General features: G+C 64.8%; 17 protein-coding genes. 5 read left to right on the forward strand and 12 right to left on the reverse strand.

Annotation, left to right across the window (positions count from 1 at the left end; all coding sequences use genetic code 11):
- Window positions 1-47: 47 nt before the first annotated feature.
- Window positions 48-7016: a neuraminidase-like domain-containing protein gene (locus tag B4M43_RS20690; protein WP_296269322.1), complete on the reverse strand. Its 6969-nt coding sequence runs from the start codon at window positions 7014-7016 to the stop codon at window positions 48-50.
- Window positions 7017-7519: 503 nt separating this feature from the next.
- Between B4M43_RS20690 and B4M43_RS20695 the strand changes: the two genes are divergently transcribed.
- Window positions 7520-7822: a hypothetical protein gene (locus B4M43_RS20695; protein WP_296269323.1), complete on the forward strand. Its 303-nt coding sequence runs from the start codon at window positions 7520-7522 to the stop codon at window positions 7820-7822.
- Window positions 7823-7873: 51 nt separating this feature from the next.
- Here B4M43_RS20695 and cycA read toward each other — a convergent pair whose 3' ends face one another.
- The 11 genes from cycA to cbiE form a co-directional block, all read right to left on the reverse strand.
- The gene (cycA, locus tag B4M43_RS20700; protein ID WP_296269324.1) at window positions 7874-9265 is read right to left on the reverse strand and encodes a D-serine/D-alanine/glycine transporter; all 1392 of its coding nucleotides are present in this window, start codon (window positions 9263-9265) and stop codon (window positions 7874-7876) included.
- Window positions 9266-9613: 348 nt separating this feature from the next.
- Window positions 9614-10975, reverse strand: a complete 1362-nt coding sequence (locus tag B4M43_RS20705) for a PepSY-associated TM helix domain-containing protein (protein WP_296269325.1) — start codon at window positions 10973-10975, stop codon at window positions 9614-9616.
- Window positions 10976-11133: 158 nt separating this feature from the next.
- The gene (locus B4M43_RS20710; RefSeq protein WP_296269326.1) at window positions 11134-13191 is read right to left on the reverse strand and encodes a TonB-dependent copper receptor; all 2058 of its coding nucleotides are present in this window, start codon (window positions 13189-13191) and stop codon (window positions 11134-11136) included.
- Window positions 13192-13252: 61 nt separating this feature from the next.
- Window positions 13253-13711, reverse strand: a complete 459-nt coding sequence (locus B4M43_RS20715) for a DUF2946 domain-containing protein (protein WP_296269327.1) — start codon at window positions 13709-13711, stop codon at window positions 13253-13255.
- A 19-nt stretch (window positions 13712-13730) separates the two neighbouring features.
- Window positions 13731-14213, reverse strand: coding sequence for a copper chaperone PCu(A)C (locus B4M43_RS20720; RefSeq protein ID WP_296269328.1), 483 nt, complete (start codon window positions 14211-14213; stop codon window positions 13731-13733).
- Between the two features lie 47 nt (window positions 14214-14260).
- Window positions 14261-14647 carry a DUF2946 domain-containing protein gene (locus B4M43_RS20725; protein ID WP_296269329.1) on the reverse strand — a complete coding sequence of 129 codons (387 nt, stop codon included), beginning with the start codon at window positions 14645-14647 and terminating at the stop codon, window positions 14261-14263.
- Between the two features lie 128 nt (window positions 14648-14775).
- Window positions 14776-15627: an SPFH domain-containing protein gene (locus B4M43_RS20730; RefSeq protein ID WP_296269330.1), complete on the reverse strand. Its 852-nt coding sequence runs from the start codon at window positions 15625-15627 to the stop codon at window positions 14776-14778.
- Window positions 15628-15651: 24 nt separating this feature from the next.
- Window positions 15652-16089, reverse strand: a complete 438-nt coding sequence (locus B4M43_RS20735) for an NfeD family protein (protein ID WP_296269331.1) — start codon at window positions 16087-16089, stop codon at window positions 15652-15654.
- A gap of 146 nt (window positions 16090-16235) precedes the next feature.
- Entirely contained in the window at window positions 16236-16955 is a 720-nt protein-coding gene (locus B4M43_RS20740) for a cobalt-precorrin-6A reductase (protein ID WP_296269332.1), read from the reverse strand.
- A complete protein-coding gene (locus B4M43_RS20745) occupies window positions 16952-18046 on the reverse strand; it encodes a cobalt-precorrin-5B (C(1))-methyltransferase (RefSeq protein ID WP_296269333.1) in 1095 nt (364 codons plus the stop codon). Before B4M43_RS20745 ends, B4M43_RS20740 begins: the two co-directional genes overlap by 4 nt.
- A complete protein-coding gene (gene cbiE, locus B4M43_RS20750; RefSeq protein WP_296269334.1) occupies window positions 18039-19250 on the reverse strand; it encodes a precorrin-6y C5,15-methyltransferase (decarboxylating) subunit CbiE in 1212 nt (403 codons plus the stop codon). Before cbiE ends, B4M43_RS20745 begins: the two co-directional genes overlap by 8 nt.
- Before the next feature lie 132 nt (window positions 19251-19382).
- On the opposite strand from cbiE, the gene cobG reads away from it, so the two are divergent.
- The 4 genes from cobG to cobJ are packed head-to-tail and all read left to right on the forward strand — an operon-like array spanning window position 19383 to window position 23755.
- On the forward strand, window positions 19383-20714 hold the full coding sequence (gene cobG / locus B4M43_RS20755; protein WP_296269335.1) for a precorrin-3B synthase: 1332 nt from the start codon (window positions 19383-19385) through the stop codon (window positions 20712-20714).
- Complete coding sequence (locus B4M43_RS20760; protein ID WP_296269336.1) at window positions 20707-21333, forward strand: precorrin-8X methylmutase; 627 nt, start codon at window positions 20707-20709, stop codon at window positions 21331-21333. The genes cobG and B4M43_RS20760 overlap by 8 nt, the downstream gene beginning before the upstream one ends.
- On the forward strand, window positions 21333-22064 hold the full coding sequence (locus B4M43_RS20765) for a precorrin-2 C(20)-methyltransferase (RefSeq protein WP_296269392.1): 732 nt from the start codon (window positions 21333-21335) through the stop codon (window positions 22062-22064). The genes B4M43_RS20760 and B4M43_RS20765 overlap by 1 nt, the downstream gene beginning before the upstream one ends.
- Complete coding sequence (gene cobJ / locus B4M43_RS20770; protein WP_296269337.1) at window positions 22052-23755, forward strand: precorrin-3B C(17)-methyltransferase; 1704 nt, start codon at window positions 22052-22054, stop codon at window positions 23753-23755. The genes B4M43_RS20765 and cobJ overlap by 13 nt, the downstream gene beginning before the upstream one ends.
- Window positions 23756-23814 lie beyond the last annotated feature (59 nt).

Raw genomic sequence — 23814 nt, forward strand, 5'->3', positions numbered from 1 at the left:
TATGCGCAGGCTCGGGGCCGCACATGGGCCCCGATCCCATCACCGCGTCAGCTTTTGCCTTGCGCTGCGGATGCGCTTGCTTCTTTTCGAATTTTGCCTATCTCCTTGACGAACTGGTCGTCACCCGCTTTGGCCGTGTACACCATATTGAACCGTATGTCGTCGATGATCGAAAGGTCCTTGAGCAGCTCCTCATTGCCCAGTAGCTCCAGCGTCCATTGTGAGATGGCGCCTGTGCCTTCGAACGGCAAATAACGGCCATCGTGGAACATCAACTCATACACCCAGGTACCTGCATCGTACCCAAGTCCATCTTCGGCCATGGTCGACGACAACGCGATCTGCTGGTTTTCGCGGGGGTTGCGCAGGACCAGCTTGGGGTTCTCGCGCGCGGCCGTTATTGTTTCATCACTTTCTTTGCCTGGGTAAAGCGAGCGGGCCGCATGCTTGTCGGCCTCAAGCAGCGTAGCGCTACCGGTCTGCGTGAGGACTGCATACAACTCTTCCACCTTCTTGTCTGCCTTGAGTACGAGCGTGACGGACACGTATTTCAGTTGGCGAAGGTACTGACCCGGGTAACCTTTGTCGAAATCCTCTGCCTTGAATTCGAATGTGTAGGTTAGCGGGGCGGTGCGAGTAGCGCTCTTTTTGAAGATGCCGGCCCACTTTTCTTCGGGCTTGGTCGCAACACTGTCCAGCTGGTTCTTAAGGCTAAAGGACTTCTTGATCGTCAAGCGCCGCTCGTTTCTGGCCAGGTATTCATTCTCCATCTGTTGCAGGTTCACCAGCAGCGATTCGCCCACCAGCATGCCCTTGTATTGGTCGCGCCAGGCACTCGTATCGATGAAGCTGTCGCGCCGGTAGTCGCCGATTTCATAGCGCCAGGCGGCCTCTACCCCCATGCACAGTGAGCGTACGGCATCGTAGGCCGCCCCGTAGATGGACTCCTGGCGTGCCACCAGCCAGTTATAGATGGGAATGATGGTAAACCCGGTAGTCATGGACACGTAGGCTTCCTTCAGGTTGACGAGGTCCTGTCGGCACTGGTCAAGGGCAATGGTACTGGCATTGAGTTCGATATTGGTTTCGGCCAGTTGTTGGTTGAGGATCTTCAGATCCCATTCGACCTGGCTTTTGGCAAATACCCACTCCGCTGCGCGGCGGTTGTAGCCTGCCTGCACGGTCAGCTCGTCGGCGATAATTTTTGAAGCTTCGGCTGTGGCAGTTAAGACCTCGGCGGTTCTGGCCATGGGGGCTGCCGGGTCGATGCCGCCAACCGCCATGCCGTAAATGGTAGGCACCGCCGCTTCCACAGCGCCAGCGACGGTTTTAAAGGGAACACTGAGAAATGTGGTCGCATGGGCGATCCAGGTGAGCGCGGTGGCGGCCTCTTCCTCCAGGGACCGACCGACGTCGATGAGGTCGCTGAAATACGTTTCCTGCGCCGATAATTTATCGCGGCTGATCAGCAGGCCTTTTTTCTTCGCCTCAATGTTGGCGACCGCTTCTTTTTGCAAGCGAATGGCGAACTCGGCCATCCCGATATCCTGCGCTTTCAATTGCACCGACAGGCTGGTGTTGAACTCCTCCTCCATCAAACTCATGTAATGTCGGCCAAAATCCGACAATTGTTGCGCCGCTACTTTGGCGAGGGGCAGCAGTTGGCGGAAGCGGTAATGCGGGATATCGACCTGGCCACTGTGGTAGGGGATGGGCAGATTGCTCACGCCGCCTTGCCCATTGTCGAAAACGTCCACACTTTCGCTGCTCCACTCCAGCGCTGGAAGTTTTTTGCCATCCAGGGTAAGGCCGTGGCGCAAGTTGTACAGGCGGCTTTGCAACGTTTGGTGCAGGTCGAGCACCCGGCCATTGATTGGCCGGCGGAAGTTGTCGCCGTCGACCGACGCCAAGGCCACCACGTTCCAGCGCGGAATACTGCTACCTGAGGGTAGCGGGCCAAGCAGCTGCTGCGCCTGCTGGTAGCACAGCCAGGCCTGGTTCAGTGAGCTGAGGGTGAGCTGGCGGTAAAAGTGGTCGCCCTGCAACTGCCAGTTTTCCAGCAGCGACAGGTAGATCGCCTGTTGGTAGTAACGCGATAGGGTGAACACCCGGCTAATGGGGTCGGCGCCCTTGCGCAGGGCCGAACCCAAGGTCCCGACCTGGGCTAGGGGGCGGGTAACCCAAGGCGCGGGGCGGCCATGCGCATCGGCTTTGGTCCGGTAAGGGTTGAACAGGTAACGCAGGTACCAGTCTTCTGCTTCTTCGAACTGTTGTTGCTCGGTCAGGCGCATGGCCACCAGGGCGGGCACATGCAGGAACAGCTCACGGAAATACAGAGCGTTGGCGCCGTGGAAATCCATGTCTACCGGCTTGTCGGACTCCAAGCCCGGCTCTTGCAGTTTCTGCGTGTCCCACGCTAGCACCTGCTCGACCCCCTGGCTGGCGCGTGAGACAAGGTTCTTACCGAACAGCGTATTGAGGCGAATCTTATGCGTTGGCCAGGTCGGTTCGAGTTTCGCTACCTGGCTAAGGTCGAGGTACTGTGCCTGCTTGGCATTCGAGGCAATCGAAATAGTCCAGAGTTCGTCATTGTCGGTGATGTTCTGTACTTCAAACGTTGCGGTCGTTATATCTTTTGTGTGTGCGCTTTGGGGGCTGTGGTCGAGTATTACTTCTATTTTTTTATAGGTTTTTGCGTCTATTTTTAATATTATGGAATAAGTGTCTTTGTGTATGAAGCAATTCTCTCCACGTATGAGGTCAAAAGTACCACGGAGTAATTCGCCGTCTGCGAAGATATTTACGGAATAGTCTATTTCAGGAAAGTCTGTAGAGAAGGGTTCTGAAATATGAGGGGTTTTCTCAAGGTCAATGGGTCCTTGTAAAGTTATCTCGATCTCATGCTTTCGGGGTGCAGTATATTTTGCAGTAATGCCAAACTGCTTTCTATTTGTCTTTGACGTAGTGAGTACCAAGTGTGTCGGGCTGCCGTCGTAAGGGTGCTGGATCGCGTGCGCATTACTGTAAGAGGACTGCAGTGAGGTAAAGAGCTTGTTAGCGTCTTCATCATTGATTGCCTTGTTTTCCAACAGCAGAAGGTCTCGCGCTTCGAGGTAGTAGTCCTTGTCCCGGGTGAATTCATCGGTTTTCGTAAAGGTTCGAGCGCTGTCATACAGGACGGCAGTCAACCACAGGTCCTGATCACTGGGCTCTTGCACGACCACGATCAGACCAGGCATGAAATCCCGGTTTTTTGCGCGGTTTTCGTCCCAGCGTCCATCTTTATAGCCATCCAAGCAGAACAGTTCATTGCTGGTGCTCCAGCTACTGTCGCTCTGTTGGAATACAAAGTTCACTGACAGCTTGCGTTTGTTATGCAAAGTCTGGTTTTGGTTTTTGCGGTCCGGCAAATCGGTGCTGCCTCGCTCCACCCAGAATACATAACGGCGCCCGGCGATGACCACCGGCCGGACGGTGTCATGGAGTTTCCCATCGGATTGGCTTTGTGCGATTTCGCCCATCGGTGCCAGATCAATTTTCTCCCACTCGCTCCAGGCAAGCGGGCTTAGCCGGTTCTGGTTGTCACGCAAGCTGATATCCAGTGTGCGCCAGTAATATTCATTCGGTGTGGTATTGGTCTTGGCGATGAAGTGATAGGTGTCCTGCTTGGGGTCATGCCCATCCATGTAACCGCTGATGACTTGCAGGTTGCTGACCCGTTCGAACTTGGCCAGGTAGGTGCAGATGGCGGTGTGCAGGAGCGAGGTGTCCATCTTGCCTTGGTTGAGAGCCACCTCCAGTTCCTGAAACGCCACGCTCTTGTTGGTCCGGTTGGCGTAATAGATGAGGTTGGCAGGGTGGTTGGAGCGGTCGATCAGGCGTTTCCAGGTACGGTACTGCCCCAGCCCATTCTGCCATTCGGCCTGCGCCCCGCCGGCTGGGCTGGTATCGCCGTAACCGGGTTCGAGCCGCGCAAACAGCCGTGAAAGGTAGTGCTGCAAGGTGCCGATGGCCTGGTTGAGCGGCGTAGTGGTGACCTCGCTGGCGACCCGGATATCGGTCAGACAATAACTCGACAGGTCATCGAAGGAGGCCACGCTTGGCTTCGCATCAGGCTCAGGCGGTGCCCAGTGCGAGAGCAGGTAGCCGGCCAGTGCGTCGCGCCAGCGTTCACGCATCTGTTTTTCTACTACCTCGCGCAGCGCGTCATCGGCGCTGGCCATCAGCAGCTGGCTGGCACCCTCGAACGCCCGGTATGGCGAAGTCTCGCTGAGCTCGCTGAGGCTCAGCAGCGAGTTGCAGGCCAGGTCGGTTTTCTCGCAGAGCCGTTTCAGCCGCAGGATATGGTCGATGTCGCTGATGGTGCTGGGCACACAGGGCGTGCCGACCAGACGATTGACCGTTCCAGGGCGGTCGGCGAGTGCTTCCATGGCAATCGGGAAATAGCCAAATGTGGAGGTTGTTTTTTTAGCTTCCCACCGCGTCATCCATTTATCAGGTTTATACGCTTTGTTGTACTGGTCCTGCGTAAGTAACAACGGCCCCGGGTTTTGCTTGAGGAATTCGACCAATTTGTCCACAAAACCTTGAAATTTATCAGAGTAGGTGGTGTACCCCGTGTGGCGCACAACAAATTCCTCAAATCGTACCCCGAGTCCTTGTTCATCGAAGTAGGCCCGTTCTATATCAGAAAGTCTTTCCAGGAAATCGTCAAAGGTCGACCTTGCGTCTTCTACCACCCCCAGCTTCATAGTGCTCGGACAGGCCGCTTCCACTTCACGCTCGTCCCATCCTATCAAGGTGCCTAATGCCTTGGCCGCTTGGGCAATTTTTTCCGAATCGGTGGAGAAACGGTGTTTGGTCAGATAGTCGATGACGTCACGTTCATCGGCGCCATTGGCCCTGCTCACCTCGATCCAAACCCGGAAACGACTGAGCTGATAGCACAGGTCGAGGTTAATGACCTCGTCCGGGGTTTTTTCCAAGTCGAACCATTCCGGATGGTCGCAGAGTGCTCTCAACACACCGGGGCTTACACGCAGCAGGCTGACAAGAGCGCAGCGGCGCTCGGCTTTGGACCACACCAGGTTTGATTCCCACCGGTCGGCGGCCTTGGTCTTGCTGTCCTGATCGAGGATCGTCACCGCTGCATTCAGCAGTTGCCCCGCTGTCGCACCGGGCCAGTCCAGCAGTGCTGTCATATGCTGCAGGCTAAGCTCGGGCTGAGGCCGCTGGTTGCCAAAAATGAACATCAACAAGTTTGCCGCCGCCTCTCGTTGATCGCTTTCAGTCGCCTCGGGAAGCAGCGCTTTCCTGATAGGTTCGCCATGCTGCTGGAGGGCACTCTGCAGCGAGCTGCCTACCGCTAGCTCCGTTGTAGGTACTGGCGCCAACGTCGTTAGCAGAACACTGGGCAAGATCTGCTGTTGACGCAGCCACTGGTCAAGGTTGCCAAGTGCGACCAGGATGTCGAGCACATCGCTGGCACCTGGAACGTCACTGATCAGCGGCGTGCCTGCCAACTGGGCAACCACATCGGTGCCTGTCGTCGCCAACAGCTCGACCAGGGCGCTTGCTTCCCGGGCGGAACGCTTGAACAGGCGATGCAAACGGCCAAGGCGATAGAGCGCACTGAGCAGCGACAGCGAGACGGTGAGTGTCTTTAGCCCTTGCGCCTGTTTGACCTGCGCCAGGTACACCTGTGTAGCCTGCTCATCCACGCCCAATGCCTTGGCCAGCGCTGGTACGACCTTGAACTGGCCATCCTCGCCATCGGCCGGGTCGAATACGCGATCGTCGAGGATCAGTGGGTTGGGTGTGTCGAGCTGGCCTGCACCTGGGCCATCGAGCACCCGGTCCAGCATCGGTGCTTGCTCGCCAACCGCAAATGGGTTGATCTCGCACACCAGGGCGGCGAACTGTTCGGCGCTGATGCCATAAACCTCGTTCAGGTAGCGGAAAACGCCCATGGCACGGAGAGTGGATGGCGTCAGGTGCCAGTTGTCGAACTGACCTTCGGCACGCAGGATCGACATCAACAGCAGGTCCGCGTCCTTGAAGGGTAACGCCAGCGCCTGTTGCAGGTGGATCATCTGGTACATACGCGACAGGCAGTCGTAATCCATCCAGTTAAACTGCGGTTTGATACCCGCCCCGGCCAAGACATCCTTGATCGTGAGTGACGTCGTTCGACGCGTATTGATGTAGGCCGCGCCGTGATGGAAGTTTTTCAGTACAGGCTTGCCGGTGGGGCGGTAGGCGTTGGATCTGTGCACCAGGCTGTAGCTGGCCGCAGCATTGTCATCGATCCCGGCCACGGCCAGCATTTCCAGTATTTGCTCGAAACTCAGCCCGGTTCGGCGGCCGAATGTTTCGACATCGCGCAACGAAGCATTGGCCTCTTTGGGGTCGATATCGGCCATGCCGTACCACTGACGCCATGCGTGGCCGACCGCGCGCAAGGGCTTTTCCTCCAGTAGCAACGCTTGCAGGGCGGGACTGAAGCCGCTGGCGTTACGCATGACCTGGCGCAGCTCATCGCTGCGTAACCCTTCGTAGCAGAAGCTGGGGTAGCTGTGCTGCGTCTGCAGCAGCAGTTCGAGCAGCGGGATTTTTTTGTGCCAGAGCACGGCCTTGGCCTGCTCGTGGGCATAGTTGAACGGCAGTTGGGCATGCTGGCCCGCGCTTGCCAGGGTCTCGGGCAAGTTAGCCGTTGGCCCGGAGCGTTCCTGGGCGTGATGAGTGAGGACACGAATGGCCAGGGCCAGTGCGCTGACGGGTTGCTCCAGCTTGCTGGGGTCGAGCAGCAGGGCGCCGATGTCCGGGCGCCGTTGCGCAAGCGTCAGGCGGTCGGTCTTGGTGCTGGTCTTCTCAATTTCAATGGCTTTCTGGTAGAGCGCATGCAGATAAGCGATGGGCCCGGTGTTCGATTCGGGAGCGTCCGGGCTGCACGGGTTGGACAACTGTTCGGGGAATAGTTTGGCGTAAGTGTAAGCGGTAGCGGATTGTTCTGCCATGCGGGCATGCTCCCTGAGGGATGAGAATGGTGGTCGCCATACATCGAGATCAGAGGGCATTTCAGGCTTGATACGAGGTTTCCACAACTGGCAAAAATGTCAGTGAGCACTGGACGGATGCTTGGAAGCGATTGTGACAAGCGGTACGGCTCGGCCGGACACTTTTGACACCTAAGCAGCACTTGAGTACCGTGCGGCACCGCAGTAGATTCTGCGGCACGGGATTGGCGTCCCAGACAAGACAGAGTTTGAGCATGGCTGCCAACGGCAGTGTGTTCTGCATGGCTGCACCCTCTATGGGCGGCGCCGTGTGTGGGAGCCCTCGGGCTCACCGGTTCTCTGTCCGGCACGCCAACCCGCACGGCTCCGCCCACCTATATTGGCGTATGGGTACGGAGCGACATCACAGAGCGTTGCAAGGAGTAGCCCATGCTTGAGAAAGCCATCCCAGATCCACCTCGCTTGTCGTTCAAACGCCTCTCCGATGCTCGAGAGGTACGCCCATGAACCTCCCCTCGTGTACCCCTCATGATCCGGACGCATCCCGTCCAGTCACCGCCTGCACCTCTTTCGGCACCTGCAATCACGCCCACGAGCCTACGTTTACGGTTCGCCAAGGAATCGACAGTGAAGACGCGCTGGTATGCGCAGTCGCGGCGCTGAAAGCGGCCTACGAAACCAACGCCATCGCGTTGGAAAAAGCGGTCGAGCCAATGCGCAGCCTGCTGGCGGCAACGGAAAACTCGCTGGAAAAAGGTCTGGCCTTAACCGAGGCCGTTTTACAGGGCATCGAGGCCGAGCGCTGAAATGAAAAAGGGCGCCCTTCATGTCTGAAGTGCGCCCTCATCGCCCTGCGCTCAGCGGCGCAATTGCCGCTTGCTGCGCACGAACCGATACGTCACCGCCAACACCACGAACCAGATCGGCGTCACTACCAGCGCCGAACGGGTGTCGGCCTCCAGGCTCAGCAGCACCAGGATGAAGGCGAAGAACGCCAGGCACACATAGCACATCGCCCGGCCCCCCGGCATCTTGTACTTCGACGCCTGGTGCAAGGCCGCGCGGCGTTTGCGGTAGGTCAGGTACGACAGCAGGATCAGCGTCCAGACGAACATGAACAGCACCGCCGACACGGTGGTGACCAGAGTGAAGGCCTCGACCACGTCCGGCACCAGATAGATCATCACCGCGCCCAGCATCAGGCAGATGCACGAGAACAGCAGACCGTTGGCGGGCACGGCGCGGCGCGAGAGTTTTTCGAAGGCTTTTGGCGCGTCGCCTTCCTGGGCCAGGCCGTAGAGCATGCGGCTGGTGGAGAACACGCCGCTGTTGGCCGAGGAGGCCGCCGAGGTCAGCACCACGAAGTTGATGATGCTCGCCGCCGCCGGCAGGCCGGCCAGCACGAACAGCTCGACGAACGGGCTCTTGCCCGGCACCACGTCGCGCCATGGCGTCACGGCCATGATGGCGATCAGCGCCAGCACGTAGAACACGATGATGCGGATCGGAATCGAGTTGATCGCCCGCGGCAGGGTGCGCTCGGGGTTCTTCGCTTCGGCGGCGGTGGTGCCCACCAGTTCGATGCCGACGAAGGCGAACACGGCGATCTGGAAACCGGCGAAGAAGCCCATCAGGCCATGGGGGAACATGCCCTCGTCGTTCCACAGGTTGGCCAGTTGCGCGGTGCGCCCGCTGGGCGACTCGAAGCCGGTGACCACCATGTACAGGCCGGTGGCGACCAGACCGAGAATGGCGACGATCTTGATCATGGCGAACCAGAACTCGGTTTCGCCGAACATCTTCACCGTCACCAGGTTCAGCGACAGCAGCACCGCCACGCAGGTCAGCGCCGGTATCCACTGCGGCAGGTCGGGGAACCAGAACTGCGAATAGGCAGCGATGGCGATGACGTCGGCGATGCCGGTGATCACCCAGCAGAACCAGTAGGTCCAGCCGGTGAAGTAGCCGGCCCAGGGGCCGAGCAGGTCGGCGGAAAAGTCGATGAAGGACTTGTAGTTGAGGTTCGACAGCAGCAGCTCGCCCATCGCCCGCATGACGAAGAACAGCATGAAGCCGATGATCATGTAGACGAAGATGATCGACGGGCCGGCAAGGCTGATGGTCTTGCCCGAGCCCATGAACAGGCCGGTGCCGATGGCACCGCCAATGGCGATGAGCTGGATGTGGCGGTTGTTCAGGTTGCGTTGCAGGTGCTGGTCATCGGGCGGAGCTTGGGTGGTCCGGGTCATGGTCTGCATTCCATTAGGGGCCGTCCTCTGAGGAGACGTAGCCGCGTAGGCTACCACGGCCTCCACCCGGCGTAGCGCGACAGATCGACACGAGGAATGCGCAGCAGGGGTTTGCCGAACCGTCCTATTGACGACGGTCAACGCCACCGGCCTGAGCGCCACAGCTTGCGCCGGTAGCATTGCCCGCATCGGCAGGGGCAGGGCGCCGATTGCGTGCCGACGACGCAATACCAGGCTGTCGACCGCCCACGGTGCCCAGTTCTCGACGGTGTGCCGCAGGCTGATGGTGCGTCACAGCCTGCGCCAGTGACGTTGTCCGCCCAGGCGCAGGCGTATCCCACAGTCAGCTTAAGCGCCGACGGCCCGCTGCCGCCGTACCACCAGGCTGTCGACCACCCACAACACCAGCATCGACACCCCCACCAACGGAAACACCACGCCCAGCACCAGCATCACCGCCACCGCGACCTTCCACCGCGGCAGGTCGTGGCGCAGCGGCGGCACGCCCAGGCCCCGGCTCGGACGGCGCTTCCACCACATCACCAGGCCGCTGATCGAGCCCAGCAGGATCATCAGGCACACCAGCAGCACGACGATCTGGTTGGCCGCGCCGAACATCATGCCTTCGTGCAGCTTCACGCCCAGTTCGGTGGCGCGGGCGGCGGTGTTGTAGTCGCGCCAGCCGACGTCGGCCAGGACGCGGCCGTCGTATTGGTCGATGTGCAGGGTCGCGTCGTTGCGCGGATCGTCGGCGAACACCGCCACGGTGAACACGCCTTCGGCACCGGTGGGCAGGGTGATGCTGTAGCCGGGTGCCACACGCTTGGCCGTGGCGATGTCCTCGACCTGCTGCAGGCTGACCTGCGGCGCGGCAGGGCCGCTGGACATCATGTGGTGGCCGGCATGTTCGGCGTGGGCACCCGACTGCGGCATGGGGGTGTTTTCCACCGCCCAGGGCACGGTCTGGCGATGGGCCTGGTTCAGCTCGCCGGCCTGGCGGGTGGACTGCGGCACGTCGGTCCACATGGCGGCCGGAAAGCGGTTCCACAGCTCGGCGTACTGCTTGCCCCAGAACCCGGTCCAGGTCATGCCGCTGAGCAGCATCACCAGCAGCAGGCCGGCGCCCCAGAAGCCGCTGACCGCATGCAGATCGCGCCACCACAGGCGCCCCGTGGCGGCCTTGCGCAGCCACAGCACGCCGCCACGCCGCCCGCGCGGCCACCACAGGTACAGGCCCGAGACCACCAGCACGATGCCCCAACCGGCGGCCATTTCGATCAGACGGTCACCCAGGGTGCCGATCATCAGTTCGCTGTGCAGCGCCCGAGCGATGGCCTGCAGGTTGCGCTTGCCGTCCTGCTCGCCCAGCACTGCGGCGCGGTAGGGGTCGACGAACACGTTCAGCTCGCGGCCGGCGTCGTGCACCACGAACTGCGCGCTGCGGTCGGCGGCAGGCGGCGGCAGGTATTGGGCGACGTGGGCCTTGGGGTAGGCCTGGTGCACGGCGGCCAGCAGCTGGTCGGCGTCCTGGCGGTGAGGCTCGGCCTGCACCACCAGCAACGAGCGGTACATCAATGGGTCGAGCTGGGGTTTGAACAGGTAGACGATGCCGGTCAGCGCCAGCAGGATCATGAAGGGCGCGACGAACAGCCCGGCGTAGAAATGCCAGCGCCAGGCCAGGGAATAGAAGGATGTACGGGGTGCACGCAAGAGAACCTCCAAAGATGGGCATGTGGGCGTTGGCGCGGGGCCCGGGATGTCCGGGCCTTTGCGCCAACGCGCTCCATGCGCATCCCAACGCATAGGTCAGATAAGGGACGCGGTTCGAGCCGCGCCCTTGTTGTTTTGATCTACCGAAGCAATCACCGTCAGAAGCTGATATCGACCTTGGTCCACAGCGTTCGTCCCGGCTCGTTCACCGCTTGCGGGTCCAGCGCCGGGTAGCCGAAGCCGGCGTTGCCGGCCAGGTTCAGGTGCTCGGAATAGGCCTTGTCGAACAGGTTGTCCACCCCGGCGCTGAGCTTGAGGTTGGCGTTGACCTTGTAGGCACCGTTGACCGAGAACACACCGAAACCGGCGCTTTGGTCGTAGTCCTTGCCGACCACGTTGCCCTGGTTCAGGGCCACGCGGTGCTGCGCCGAGGCCAGGCGCCAGAGGCTGCCGACGCTCCAGCGGTCGTGGCTGTAGGTCAGGCCCAGGCGGCTTTCCAGGGGCGGCATCTGCGGCAGGGCGCGACCGTCGCTGCTGTTCTTGCCCCAGGCGTAGGCCAGGGTGGCGTCGGCTTTCCAGCGTTCGGTCAGGGCGTAGGCCGCGCCCAGCTCGCCGCCCATGATGCGGGCGTCGACATTGCGCGCCTGGCTGGCACCCATCATGGCACCGGCGTAGTCGAACAGGATGTAGTCGCGCACCTGGCCCGCATAGGCCGATGCCCAGGCTTCCAGGCGCTCGCCGCGGTACTGGATGCCGGCGTCGAGCTGGGTGGTCTTTTCCGGTTTGATGGCGTCGAAGGCGTTGACCGAGCCCTGCGGGCCCATCTTCGGCGAGAACAGCTCCCAATAGTCCGGGAAACGCTGGGCATGGCCCAGGCCGATGTAGGTGGTGGCGTTCAGCGCGGCCAGGTCGTGTTCGTAGCGCACGAAGCCGCTGGGCAGGGTGTCGGCGCGGGTGTCGCCGCGGGTGGCCAGGCCTTGGCGGTAGTCCTTGGCCGAGGCGCGGTCCAGGCGTGCGCCGCCGATCAACCGGTCGTCGCCGCTGGCGTACCAGGTCATTTCGCCGAAAGCGCCGTAGTTATGGAAGTCGGCGTCCTTGGTCCAGGGCTGGGCCTTGTGCGCATCGATGCCCATGCCGCCCCGCTTGCGGTGCTCGTTGGTCTGCGCGTCCAGGCCGCCGATCAGCTGCACATCCTCCCAGCGCCAGGTGGCCTTTACCCGCCCGCCCAAGGTGCGGCGGTCGACGTTGCTGACCATGGGCATGCCCATCATGCCGCTGCCCGAGGGGCGGCGCAGGCTGTAGTTGTCCATCACGTGGTCTGCGTAGTTGTAGTAGGCCTGGGCTTCGAGCTTGTCGAGTACGCCGCCGAGGTTGGATTTCTCGAAGCGCAGGCCCAGGCTCTCGCGCTTGAATTGCGAACCGTCCATGCCGCGTCCGGCATAGCGCGACTCGCCGTCGCCCTTGCCGGCAGTCAGCTCCAGCAGGGTGTCGGCGTCGGGCGTCCAGCCCAGGGCGACATCGCCGTTCCACTTGTCCCAGCGCGACGGCACGCGGTCGCCATGACCGTCGTCGTAATCGCCGGCGCGCGATTGGTTGCCGACGAAGCGCGCGTAGCCCTCGCCATTGCCGGCGGCGGCATCCAGCACTTTGTCGAAACGGCCGTTGGAGCCGGCCAGCAGGCTGGCATTGACGCGGCTGCCGAGCGTACCGAAGTGTTCCGGTTCACGCTCGAACAGCACCGTGCCGGCCGAGCCGCCCGGGCCCCAGATCACGCTCTGCGGGCCTTTGATGACGGTCAAACGGTCGTAGGTTTCCGGGGCGATGTAGGAGGTGGGCGCGTCCATCCGGTTGGGGCAGGCGCCGAGCATCAGGCCGCCGTTGGTGAGGATGTTCAGGCGCGAACCGAACATGCCACGCAGCACCGGGTCGCCGTTGGTACCGCCGGCGCGGATGGCGGAAAAGCCGGGGATGGTTTTCAGGTAGTCGGCGCCGTCGCTGGCCGGCACCGGTTGGCGAGGGTCCTTGGGGTTGGTGGTGACGGTCAGCGGCGAGCTGGGCGCCACGGCGGTGATGACCGTGGGGCTCAGTTCGCCGTCGACGGCGGAGGGAGCGGGCGCAAGGTCGGCGGCCAGGGCCATGGGCGCGATGAGCGAGCCGCAGAGCAGGGCGATGCTGCCGCGCAGGGACAAGGCGGAAACGGGGATACAGCCAGACATAAGGATTCCAGTCGATCAGTCAGCAGTGGGCGCGAAGCACAGGGCTTCGGCGGTAGAGGCGTCAGACGATCGACAGGCTGGGCGGCGCGCGGCTGCGTGCGCCGGGGAACACGGCCTGGCGGCCATGCCCGCTGCGCACGGGCGCCGCCACGTGCAGGGGTGCGGGTACGTGGCTGAAGGTGAGGGGGCTGAGGGTCTGCGGCAGGGCCGGGCAGTTGAACAGCAGGCTGCAATAGCCGCACTGCTCCCACAGCACGTGCAGGTGGCCGTCGTTGCCCGTGCCGTGGCTGGCATGGGCGCCATGGTCGGCCCCGGCGGCTTGCTCGGCCACAGGCATGTCCATGGCCATGTGTGCCGGCATCGGCATGGCCATGCCGGCGCGATGGTTCATCGGCATCGACTGGGAAACCAGCGGGCCGATGAAGATCATCCACATGGCGAACAGGCTCAGCCAACTGCCACCGACGCGCCTGCGGGCAGGGCGGGTGGTACGGCGGGGCCTGTGGCGCAAAAGGCTCATGGAGGGCGCGAGCTAGCGATCAGTGGGCGTGGTCGTGGCCTTGTTGCGTGGCCGGCGCCTGCTGCTGCACGGCGACTTGTACGGTGACGTCACCGGCACGCTCGAAGTGCAGCGTCAGCGGGAAGCGCTGGCCGGCGACGAGCAGGCTGCGCTCGCTGGGTTGCAGGATCATCACGTGGTAGGCGCTGGGGGCGAAGACCAAGTCCTGGCCGGCCGGCACGGCGACGCTTGCGACCTGCTGCATGCGCATCGCGCCGCTGCCCGATTGCACGTGCTCGTGCAACTGCGCTTGGCCGCTGATGGGTGTGTCCACCGACAGCAGCCGGTCGTCGCGCTTGCCGTTGTTGTGCACCACGAAATAGGCCGCCACGTTCGGCGCGTTGGGCGGCAGGGCCAGGGACCAAGGATGGGCGATGTGCAGGTCGCCAATGGTGTATTCATGGGCACTGGCGAAGACGCCGGGCAGCAGCAGGGCGGCCACGACGAGGGCTTGCTTGAGCATGGTGGAGCTCCGATCGATTGAGGTTCGGGCAGGTGGCGCTGGAGCACTCAAGCGACAGGGGAGGCGCGGGGATTGATGCCGGGCCAGAGCTGGCGCGGTGTGGGTCGATAGGTGGGGTGTTCTTCGAGCGCGCCGAGGAGGCGCTGCGGCGGGTGGCGCACGTGCAGCGGCTGGCCGCCCAGGGCCAGCAGTGGCGCCGCGCCCGAACAGCACCAGCAGTGCTGCATGTTGGAGTGTTCGTCGTGGGGCTGGCCAAGGTCGATCTTGGCCAGCCCTTGCACTTCGACCAGCGCCTTGCCGGCGCTGGAACAGAACGCACCCCACAGCAGCCGGTCCGCCGAGCTTTTGGGCGTGGCGGCGGACAGTGGCATGGCCAGCATATTGAACAGCACTGCCAGGCAGGCGATCCAGGCGATGTGGCGACGTGGGGGCATGGAGAGATCCGGTCAGGAATCAGTGGCGTATTGTACGGCGCAGTATAGGGAAATATCGCCGGGTGCGGTGATGTGCCGCAGCGGCGCCCTTACCTGGCGCATGGATACCTGACCGAGTGTGAGTGGCCTCAGGCCTTGCGCCCCATCAGGCCGCGTACGGTCTCCTGCAGGTCGGCCGGCAGTACGACGATCTTGGCGTTGCTGCTGGCGGCCAGAGTTTCCATCGCGCCGATGTAGCGCTCGCCCAGCAGGTACATGGCCGGCGTGGTTTCGTTACCTACGGCGTCGCGCACCAGGGTGATGGCCCGCGCCGAGGCTTCGGCCAGGTTGATCTGCGCTTCGGCGTCCAGCTTGGCCGACTGCTGGCGCGCCTGGGCTTCGAGGATCGCCGCCTGCTTGGCGCCTTCGGCGCGGGTCACGTCGGCTTTACGTTCACGCTCGGCGGCGGCCTGGCGCTCCATGGCCAGCTGCATGTTCTGTGACGGCTTGATGTCCTGGATTTCCACCGAGCGCACGGTCACGCCCCAGTCTTCGGTCTGCTCCGACATCGCCTCGCGCAGGCGTGCCTTGATCTGCTCGCGGCTGGACAGCGCTTCGTCCAGGTCCATGGCGCCGATGATGGCGCGCAGGGAGGTCATGGTCAGGCTGGTGACGGCGAAGGAGAAGTCCTGCACGCCGTAGGAGGCTTTCTGCGGGTCGACGACCTTAGCGAAGCACAGCGCGTTGGCGACGATCACCGCGTTGTCGCGGGTGATGATTTCCTGTTGCTGCACATCGAGGATGATGTCTTTGGTCGGCAGGCGGTAGGCGACCACGTCCATGTAGGGAATGAGGATGTTCAGGCCGGGTTTGAGGGTGCTGTGGTAGCGACCCAGGCGCTCGACGATCCACTCCTCGCCCTGGGGCACGATGCGCACCCCCTTGAACACGGTGATCAGAACGAACAGAGCGAACGTGATGGCGACAATCAGACTAGTCATTGGTGGCGTCCTTTTGCTACGGATTCAGGCCCGGCTGATGCGGGCGGTATTGCCTTCGATGGCGGTCAGGCGTACGCGCTCGCCGACGGCGATTTCGCTGTCGGCGACGCAGATCCATTCTTCGCTGCCCAGGATCGGCTTCTGAAAGCGCACGCGGCCTTTCTGGAACTCCGAGACGGCGACGGTCAGCAGGCCGACTTCGCCGATCACGCTGTCGGCGGTCCAACGCACGTCGGGTTTCTTGCGGCGGAATATCTTGAACCAGAGCAGGGTGGTGACCGACGAGAACAGCACCCACAACAGCACCTGCATATCCAGGTGCAGGCTGGGGACGACGAGGGCGGCCAGGGCGACCAGCACGGCGCCGATGCCGAACCAGAGAATGAAGAAGGTGGGCAGGAGCAGTTCGAGCAGGATCAGGGCCACGCCGAAAACGAGCCAGATCCACCATTGCATGTCCATATGGGTGGCCTTCCAGAAAGGGAGTGCGCAGTTTACGGCAGTGGCAGGACCAGCCGCCATTGGCTCGATGGCTGAAACGATGCAGGAAACGTCGTCGCCACTGTAGGACGTCGCTGTAGGACATCAACCCTATCCCAGTCAGGCGATCAGCGCGCCAATGCCGCCAACAGCGACGCCACGTCGAAGAATTCGCGGTCCGCTGCCGGCAGCGGTGGGCGCTTGAGCACCAGCACCGGGATGCCCCGCTCGCGCGCCACTTCCAGCTTGGGTTCGGTGGCAACGCTGCCGCTGTTCTTGCTCACCAGCACATCGATCCGGCGCCGGGCGAACAGCGCGCGCTCGTCGTCCAGCAAGAACGGGCCGCGCGCGCCGATCACTTCACAACGATCGTTGCCCGGGTACGCCTCCAGGGCGCGCAAGGTCCAGAATTGCCGCGCAGGGATTTCGTCCAGGTGCGCCAGCGGTTCGCGGCCCAGGGTGAACAAGGGCCGTGCGAAGGGTTCGAGTGCGGCGATCAGTTCAGGCCAGTCGGCGACCTCGCGCCAGTCGTCGCCAGGCTGGGCCTGCCAGGCGGGCCGACGTAGCGCCCAGCAGGCCACGCCGGCGCTGCGCGCAGCCTGCGCGGCGTTGGCGCTGATCTGTGCGGCGTAGGGATGGGTGGCGTCGATCAGCAGCGTGATGCCCGCCTCGCGCAGGTAGCGCGCCAACCCCTCGGCACCGCCATAGCCGCCCACGCGCACCTGGCAGTCCAGGTCGTGCGGCACCCGGCCGATGCCGGCCAGGCTGTAGACATGTTCGGGCCCCAGGCGGCGGGCGATGGCCAGCGCCTCGGTGACGCCGCCCAACAACAGGATGCGCGGGTTCATGGGCGCCCCGCCGTGCCGACGATGCCGCCTTGGCGGTCGATGGCGAACACCTCCACCTGCACGTGGGCCGGCACCACGCTGCGGGCGAAGGCCAGGGCGTGGGCGCACACCGCATCGCCCAAGCCGATGCCGGCCGCATGGCTCAAGGCCAAAGCCTGCTGGCTGGTGTTGGCGCCAAGGATGGCCTGTTGCAGCGCGGCGTCGGCGCCGAGGTCGGCGGCCCAGCCGGCCAGTTGCGGCAGGTCGATGCTGGAGTGGCGGCTGTGCAGGTCCATGTGCCCGGCGGCCAGCTTGCTGATCTTGCCGAAGCCGCCGCATAGGGTCAGGCGCGTCATGGGCACCCGGCGCAGGTGCTTGAGCACCGCGCCGACGAAGTCGCCCATCTCGATCAGGGCGATGTCGGGCAGGTCGTAGACCCGGCGCATGGTGTCTTCGCTGGCGTTGCCGGTGCAGGCGGCGATGTGCGTATAACCGTTGCTGTGGGCGACGTCGATGCCCTGCTGGATGGACGCGATGTAGGCGGCGCAGGAAAACGGCCGGACGATACCGCTGGTGCCCAGGATCGACAGGCCGCCGAGAATGCCCAGCCGCGGGTTCATGGTCTTGAGCGCCAGCTGCGCGCCGTTGCGCACGTTCACCGTGACTTCGAAGCCGCCGGCAAAGCCCAGTTCGCACGCCAGTTGCGTCAGGTGCTCGCTGATCATGCGCCGCGGCACCGGGTTGATCGCAGGTTCCCCGACCGCCAGCACCAGGCCGGGGCGAGTCACCGTGCCCACGCCTTCGCCGGCAATGAAGCGCACGCCGGGCGCGTCGAGCAGGCGCACCTGGCTATAGAGCAGGGCGCCGTGGGTCACGTCAGGGTCGTCGCCGGCATCCTTCAAGGTCCCGGCTTCAGCCATCTCGTCCTGGACACGGCAGAACTCCAGGCGCATCTGCACCACCTTGCCCTTGGGCAGGGTGATGTGCACGGCATCGCAGCCCTGGCCACTGAGCAGCAGGCGCGCGGCGGCAAGGCTGGTGGCGGTGGCGCAACTGCCGGTGGTCAGGCCGCTGCGCAGGGGGGCAGGGGTTTCGCGGGTTTCTTCACGCATCGACGGGCTTGACCACCTCGAGCAGGGTGATCGGCAGCGCCTGGCGCCAGGTGTCGAAGCTGCCCAGGGGTTGCGCCTGGGCCACATGCAGGCGGGTCAGGTCGCCGCCATGGCGCTCACGGAAGTGCGCCAGGGTCAGTTCGCTTTGCAGGGTCACGGCATTGGCCACCAGCCGTCCGCCTGGGCGCAGCGCCGCCCAGCAGCGCTCCAGCACCCCTTCGCGGGTGACGCCGCCGCCGATGAACACGGCGTCGGGGGATTCCAGGCCGTGCAGGGCGTCGGGCGCTTTGCCGCGTATCAGGTGCAGGCCGGGTACGCCGAGCGCTTCGCGGTTGAATTCGATGAATGCCTGGCGCCCTTCGTCGGCCTCGATCGCCAGGGCGCGGCAGCTGGGATGGGCACGCATCCACTCGATGCCGATCGAGCCGCAGCCGGCGCCGACGTCCCACAGCAGCTCGCCAGGGCGCGGCGCCAGACGTGCCAGGGTCATGGCGCGCACATCGCGTTTGGTCAGTTGGCCGTCGTGGCGGAAGGCATGGTCGGGCAGGCCGGCGAGGGGTGACAGGGGCACAGCCTGCGGCCCGGCCAGGCACTCGATGGCCACCAGGTTGAGCGGCGCCAGCGGGCCGTGGGGCCAGGCGTCGGCCCGACCGCGCAGGCAGCGCTCGTCGGGGCCGCCCAGGTGTTCGAAGACCTGCAAGCGGCTCGGGCCGAAGCCGCGTTCGGTCAGCAGAGCGGCCAGTGCCGCCGGGCTGTCGCCGTCGTTGCTCAGCACCAGCAGGCGCACGCCGCTATACAGATGGGCGTTGAGCGCGCTCAGGGGCCGCGCCACCACCGACAGCACCTGCACCTCCTGCAAGGGCCAGCCCAGGCGCGCCGCGGCCAGGGCGCAGGAAGAGGGCATCGACAGCACGTGCAGCTCGTCGGCAGGCACCTGGCGCGCCAGGCTCGCGCCGACGCCATAGAACATCGGGTCGCCGCTGGCCAGCACGCACACCGGCTCGCCGCGCTGCGCCAGCACTGGCGCCAGGGAAAACGGGCTGCCCCACGGCACCTGCCGGCCGGTCACACAGCGCGGCAGCAGCGCCAGTTGCCGCGGGCCGCCGAAAATCTGCCGGGCACCAAGCAGCGCGCGGCGGGCCTGTTTGCCCAGGCCGCCGAAGCCGTCTTCGCCAATGCCTACTACTGTCAGCCAGGGTGTCATGGGGTCCTCTGAAGTCTCTGTGCGCCGTCGTTGCCGGGCGCGCCGACGACGGCCCTCGACCACCGGCTTTTCATGCCGCCGGACAAAGCAGGCATAATACCGCGCCTTCTCCCCCGAAGCGCCCTTTGACGATTGCCGGATACCCCCTTGAAGCAGGCCCAGCCCCTCGACATTTCGCCTCGCCCCTCGGCTTGCCCTGGGTTGTGGCGCATCGTTGCCGCCCGTGACGGCGGCATCTGCCGCGTCAAGCTGCCCGGCGGCGCGCTGTCGGCTGCCCAGGCCGAAGCGGTGGCCGACGCTGCCGAGCGCTATGCGGGCGGCGTGATCGAGGCGACCAACCGCGCCAATCTGCAGATTCGCGGCATCGGTAACGAACACGCGGCCCTGGTCCGGTATCTGCTCGACGCCGGCCTCGGCCCCCGCGAGGCGGCCGGCGACGACGTGCGCAACCTGATGCTCAGCCCGCTGGCCGGTCTCGATCCGCAGCGTGTGCTGGACACCCGGCCCCTGGCCGCGCAGATCCTGGCGCTGCTGGAAAACACCCCGGCGTTCCATCAGCTGTCGGCCAAGTTCGCCGTGCAACTGGACGGCGGCGAGGCACTGGCGATGCTCGACCATCCCCATGACCTGTGGCTGTCGGCGTTGACGCTCGACGGCGAGCCCTGGCTGGGCTTCGGTTTGGCCAGCTCGCCCGCGGCCGGTCCCGTACTCGGCGCCGTTCGCCAGGAACGGGGTCTGGACTTGGTGCGCGCGGTGCTCGAAGGTTTCCTGGCGCACGCCCGCGCCGACCAATCGCGTATGCGCCAGGTGCTCGAAAGCATGCCGGCAGACACTTTCGTGCAGAGCCTCGCCCTCGACCTGCGCCGCGATCCCGCCGTGCTGGGCTGGCGCCGCGCGCGTACGCCCGTGAGTTGGCTAGGCAGGCTGGCGCAGTCGAGCGGCCGCGCCCTGGGCGTCGCTCCGCCACTGGGCCGGCTGACCCCGGCGATGCTGCGCGGCGTTGCCCGCATCGCCCGTGAGTGGGGTGACGGCAGCCTGCGCCTGACCCCCTGGCAGAGCCTGGTGTTGCCCCATCTCGACGAAGCGTGGCAGCCCGCCGCCGTGGCCGAACTGGCCGCGCTAGGCCTGCTCTGCGCCGACGACCAACCGCTGGCGCGGCTGATTGCCTGTACCGGCGACAGCGGCTGCGCCAAGGCCCTGGCCGACACCAAGGCTGACGCCCGCGCGCTGGCGGCCCTGCTCGGCCCCGGCGCACCGGCCAGCGTGCACCTGAGCGGCTGCCCACGCTCCTGCGCCGCCGCCCACGTGGCGCCGGCCACCTTGCTGGCCCGCGCACCGGGCCGCTACGACCTCTACTTGCGCGACCCGCATGTGCCGGGCTTCGGCCTGCTGCGCGGGTCCGACCTTACCTTGAAAGACGCAGGCGCCTTGCTCGCCCTGCAGACGGAGCACCTTGATGATTGACTACATCCGCGACGGTCAGGAGATCTATCGCAATTCCTTCCGCATCATCCGTGAGGAAGCCCGCCTGGAGCGCATCCCCGCCGACCTGGAAAAGCTCGCCGTGCGGGTCATCCACGCGTGCGGCATGGTCGAGGCCATCGACGGCCTGCAATTCTCCGAGGGTGCCGGCCGCGCCGGGCGCGAGGCGCTGCTGGGCGGGGCGCCGATCCTGTGCGACGCGCACATGGTCGCCGAAGGCATCACCCGTGCGCGCCTGCCGGCCAACAACCCGGTCATCTGTACCCTGCGCGACCCCAGCGTGCCGGACCTGGCCAAGACTGCCGGCAACACCCGCTCGGCGGTGGCGCTGGAGCTGTGGCGGCCGCACCTGGAGGGCGCCGTGGTGGTGATCGGCAACGCCCCCACCGCGTTGTTCTACCTGCTGGAGATGCTCGACGCCGGCGCGCCCAAGCCCGCGCTGATCCTGGGCTTCCCGGTCGGCTTCGTCGGCGCGGCGGAGTCCAAGGCCATGCTCGCCGCCGACAGCCGCGGCGTGCCGTTCGTGATCATGCAAGGGCGGTTGGGCGGCAGCGCCATGGCGGCGGCGGCGGTCAACGCCCTGGCCACGGAGGTGGAATGATGCAGCCGCGTGGACGCTTGCTGGGCCTGGGCGTCGGCCCCGGCGATCCGGAACTGATCACCGTCAAGGCCCTGCGCCTGCTGCGCGAAGCGCCCGTGGTGGCGTACTTCGTGGCCAAGGGCAAGCGCGGCAACGCCTTCGGCATCATCGAAGGGCACTTGCAGGCGCAGCAGACCTTGCTGCCGCTGGTGTACCCAGTGACGACGGAAGCGCTGCCGGCGCCGTTGTCCTATGAGCGGATCATCAGCGACTTCTACGACGAAGCCAGCCTGCACGTCGCCGCGCACCTGGATGCCGGCCGCGACGTGGCGGTGATCTGCGAAGGCGACCCGTTCTTCTACGGCTCCTACATGTACCTGCACGACCGCCTGGCCGAGCGCTACGAGGCGCAGGTGATTCCGGGCGTGTGCTCGATGCTCGGCGGTGCGTCGGTGCTCGGTGCGCCGCTGGTGTACCGCAACCAGAGCCTGTCGGTGCTCTCCGGCGTGCTGCCGGCCGAGGCCCTGAAGCGACGCCTGGCCGACGCCGATGCGGCGGTGATCATGAAGCTGGGCCGCAACTTGCCGAAAGTGCGCGAGGTGTTGGTGGAGCTGGGTCTGGACGGCCGTGCGCTGTATGTCGAGCGGGCGACCATGGCCAACCAGCGCATCGTGCCGCTGGCCGAGGTCGACCCGCAGTCCTCGCCGTATTTCTCGCTGATCATCGTGCCGGGGGAAAAATGGCAGGGTTGAACCTCACGGCACCGGCCATCGTCGTACTCGGGCCAGGCAGCCTGGCGACCGCGCGCCGCGTGCAGACCTGTTATCCACAGGCGTCGATCCACGGCTTGCAGGGGCGGGTGGACGGTGTCGAGCAACTGTTCGAATCGTTCGGCGAGCACCTGCGCGCGCTGTACCGGCAGGGCACGCCGATCCTGGCTCTGTGCGCCGCCGGCATCGTCATCCGCAGCCTGGCCAGTGTGCTCGGCGAAAAGGAGGCCGAGCCGCCGGTGTTGGCCTTGGCCGAAGACGGCAGCGCGGTGGTGCCCTTGCTCGGCGGCCTGAGCGGCGTCAACCGCATGGCCCGCGAGCTGGCCGCACACTTGCAGGTGCAGGCGGCGATCACCACCAGCGGCGAGCTGCGTTTCGGCACCTGCCTGCTCAACCCACCGGCGGGCTACGTGCTGGCCGACCTGGAGCAGGGCAAGCGCTTCGTCTCCGATCTGCTCGCCGGTGAACAGCTGCGCATCGAGGGCCAGGCGCCCTGGCTCGATGCCGCGCAACTTCCGTGCAGCGAGCAAGGACAGCGCACCTTGCACGTCGGTTGGCAGGCGCGGCCGGCCAGCCGCGACGAACTGTCCATCCACAGCCGCTGCGTGCTGGTGGCGGTCGGTGCGGATACGGCCGATTTGGTCGAGCAGGTCCGCAATGCCTTGCACATGGCAGGCGTTGCAGAGCCTGCCCTGGCGTGTCTGCTGGCGGCAGACGCGCAGATGGCCGACCCGGCCCTGCACGCCGCCGCCGACGCTTTGCAGGTACCGCTGCGCTTTGCCGCAGGCGCCGACGGCCTGGAGCAATGGCTGGCCAGCGCGCTGCCCGAAGCCGCCTGCCGGCAGATCGGATCGTTACAAGTGGCCGTAGCCCCGGCGCCGCTTGCGGTCGAGCGGATCGGCATGCGTCGGGGTCGTCTGTCGGTGGTGGGTCTGGGCCCCGGTGCTGCGCAGTTGATGGTGCCGGCGGCGAAGCAGGCCCTGGCCGCCGCCCAAGACGTGCTCGGCTACGAAACCTACGTGCGCATGGCCGGCCCGTTTCGCGACGACCAGCGCCTGCACTGCACCGACAACCGCGAAGAGCTGCAACGTGCCGGACATGCCTTCGAGCTGGCCGCACAGGGTCGTTCGGTGGTGGTGGTGTCTTCGGGCGATCCTGGCGTATTTGCCATGGCCGCTGCGGTGCTCGAAGCGCTGCATGCTTCGAGCGAACCGAGCTGGCACCAGGTCGAGCTGGAAATCCTGCCTGGCGTGTCGGCGTCGCTGGCCACGGCTGCCTGGGCCGGTGCGCCGTTGGGCCACGACTTCTGCGTGATGTCGCTGTCGGACAACCTCAAGCCCTGGTCGATCATCGAGACCCGCCTCGACCTCGCCGCCCAGGCCGACCTGGTGCTGGCCTTCTACAACCCGATCTCCAAGTCGCGCCCGCATCAACTGGGGCGGGCGCTGGAGGTGGTGCGCCGGCACCGCGCGAGCGAGACGCCCGTGGTGCTGGGGCGTGACGTCGGTCGGCCTGGCGCGACCCTCAAGGTGGTGAGCCTGGGGGAATTGACGCCCGACATGGTCGACATGCGCACCATGGTCTTGGTCGGCTCTTCGACCACCTGCACTTTCCCGCGCGCCGACGGCAGCCAATGGGTCTATACCCCGCGCTGGTACCCTACGCCGCCCTGAGCCAGGGAAACGTTTCGAGCCGCCATCTTCGCGCCGGTCTTTCTAGAGTGGGCCCCCCG

The sequence above is a fragment of the Pseudomonas sp. UBA6562 genome, from assembly GCF_002434265.1.
Classification (GTDB): domain Bacteria; phylum Pseudomonadota; class Gammaproteobacteria; order Pseudomonadales; family Pseudomonadaceae; genus Aquipseudomonas.

Excerpts from the sequence above, each read along its gene's own strand:
- B4M43_RS20745 (WP_296269333.1), bottom strand. The coding sequence starts at position 18,046 with ATGCGTGAAGAAACCCGCGAAACCCCTGCCCCCCTGCGCAGCGGCCTG.
- B4M43_RS20765 (WP_296269392.1), top strand. The coding sequence starts at position 21,333 with ATGCAGCCGCGTGGACGCTTGCTGGGCCTGGGCGTCGGCCCCGGCGAT.
- B4M43_RS20725 (WP_296269329.1), bottom strand. The coding sequence starts at position 14,647 with ATGCCCCCACGTCGCCACATCGCCTGGATCGCCTGCCTGGCAGTGCTG.
- B4M43_RS20730 (WP_296269330.1), bottom strand. The coding sequence starts at position 15,627 with ATGACTAGTCTGATTGTCGCCATCACGTTCGCTCTGTTCGTTCTGATC.
- cbiE (WP_296269334.1), bottom strand. The coding sequence starts at position 19,250 with ATGACACCCTGGCTGACAGTAGTAGGCATTGGCGAAGACGGCTTCGGC.
- cycA (WP_296269324.1), bottom strand. The coding sequence starts at position 9,265 with ATGACCCGGACCACCCAAGCTCCGCCCGATGACCAGCACCTGCAACGC.
- B4M43_RS20720 (WP_296269328.1), bottom strand. The coding sequence starts at position 14,213 with ATGCTCAAGCAAGCCCTCGTCGTGGCCGCCCTGCTGCTGCCCGGCGTC.
- B4M43_RS20710 (WP_296269326.1), bottom strand. The coding sequence starts at position 13,191 with ATGTCTGGCTGTATCCCCGTTTCCGCCTTGTCCCTGCGCGGCAGCATC.
- B4M43_RS20735 (WP_296269331.1), bottom strand. The coding sequence starts at position 16,089 with ATGGACATGCAATGGTGGATCTGGCTCGTTTTCGGCGTGGCCCTGATC.
- B4M43_RS20740 (WP_296269332.1), bottom strand. The coding sequence starts at position 16,955 with ATGAACCCGCGCATCCTGTTGTTGGGCGGCGTCACCGAGGCGCTGGCC.
- B4M43_RS20760 (WP_296269336.1), top strand. The coding sequence starts at position 20,707 with ATGATTGACTACATCCGCGACGGTCAGGAGATCTATCGCAATTCCTTC.
- B4M43_RS20695 (WP_296269323.1), top strand. The coding sequence starts at position 7,520 with ATGAACCTCCCCTCGTGTACCCCTCATGATCCGGACGCATCCCGTCCA.
- B4M43_RS20690 (WP_296269322.1), bottom strand. The coding sequence starts at position 7,016 with ATGGCAGAACAATCCGCTACCGCTTACACTTACGCCAAACTATTCCCC.
- B4M43_RS20715 (WP_296269327.1), bottom strand. The coding sequence starts at position 13,711 with ATGAGCCTTTTGCGCCACAGGCCCCGCCGTACCACCCGCCCTGCCCGC.
- cobJ (WP_296269337.1), top strand. The coding sequence starts at position 22,052 with ATGGCAGGGTTGAACCTCACGGCACCGGCCATCGTCGTACTCGGGCCA.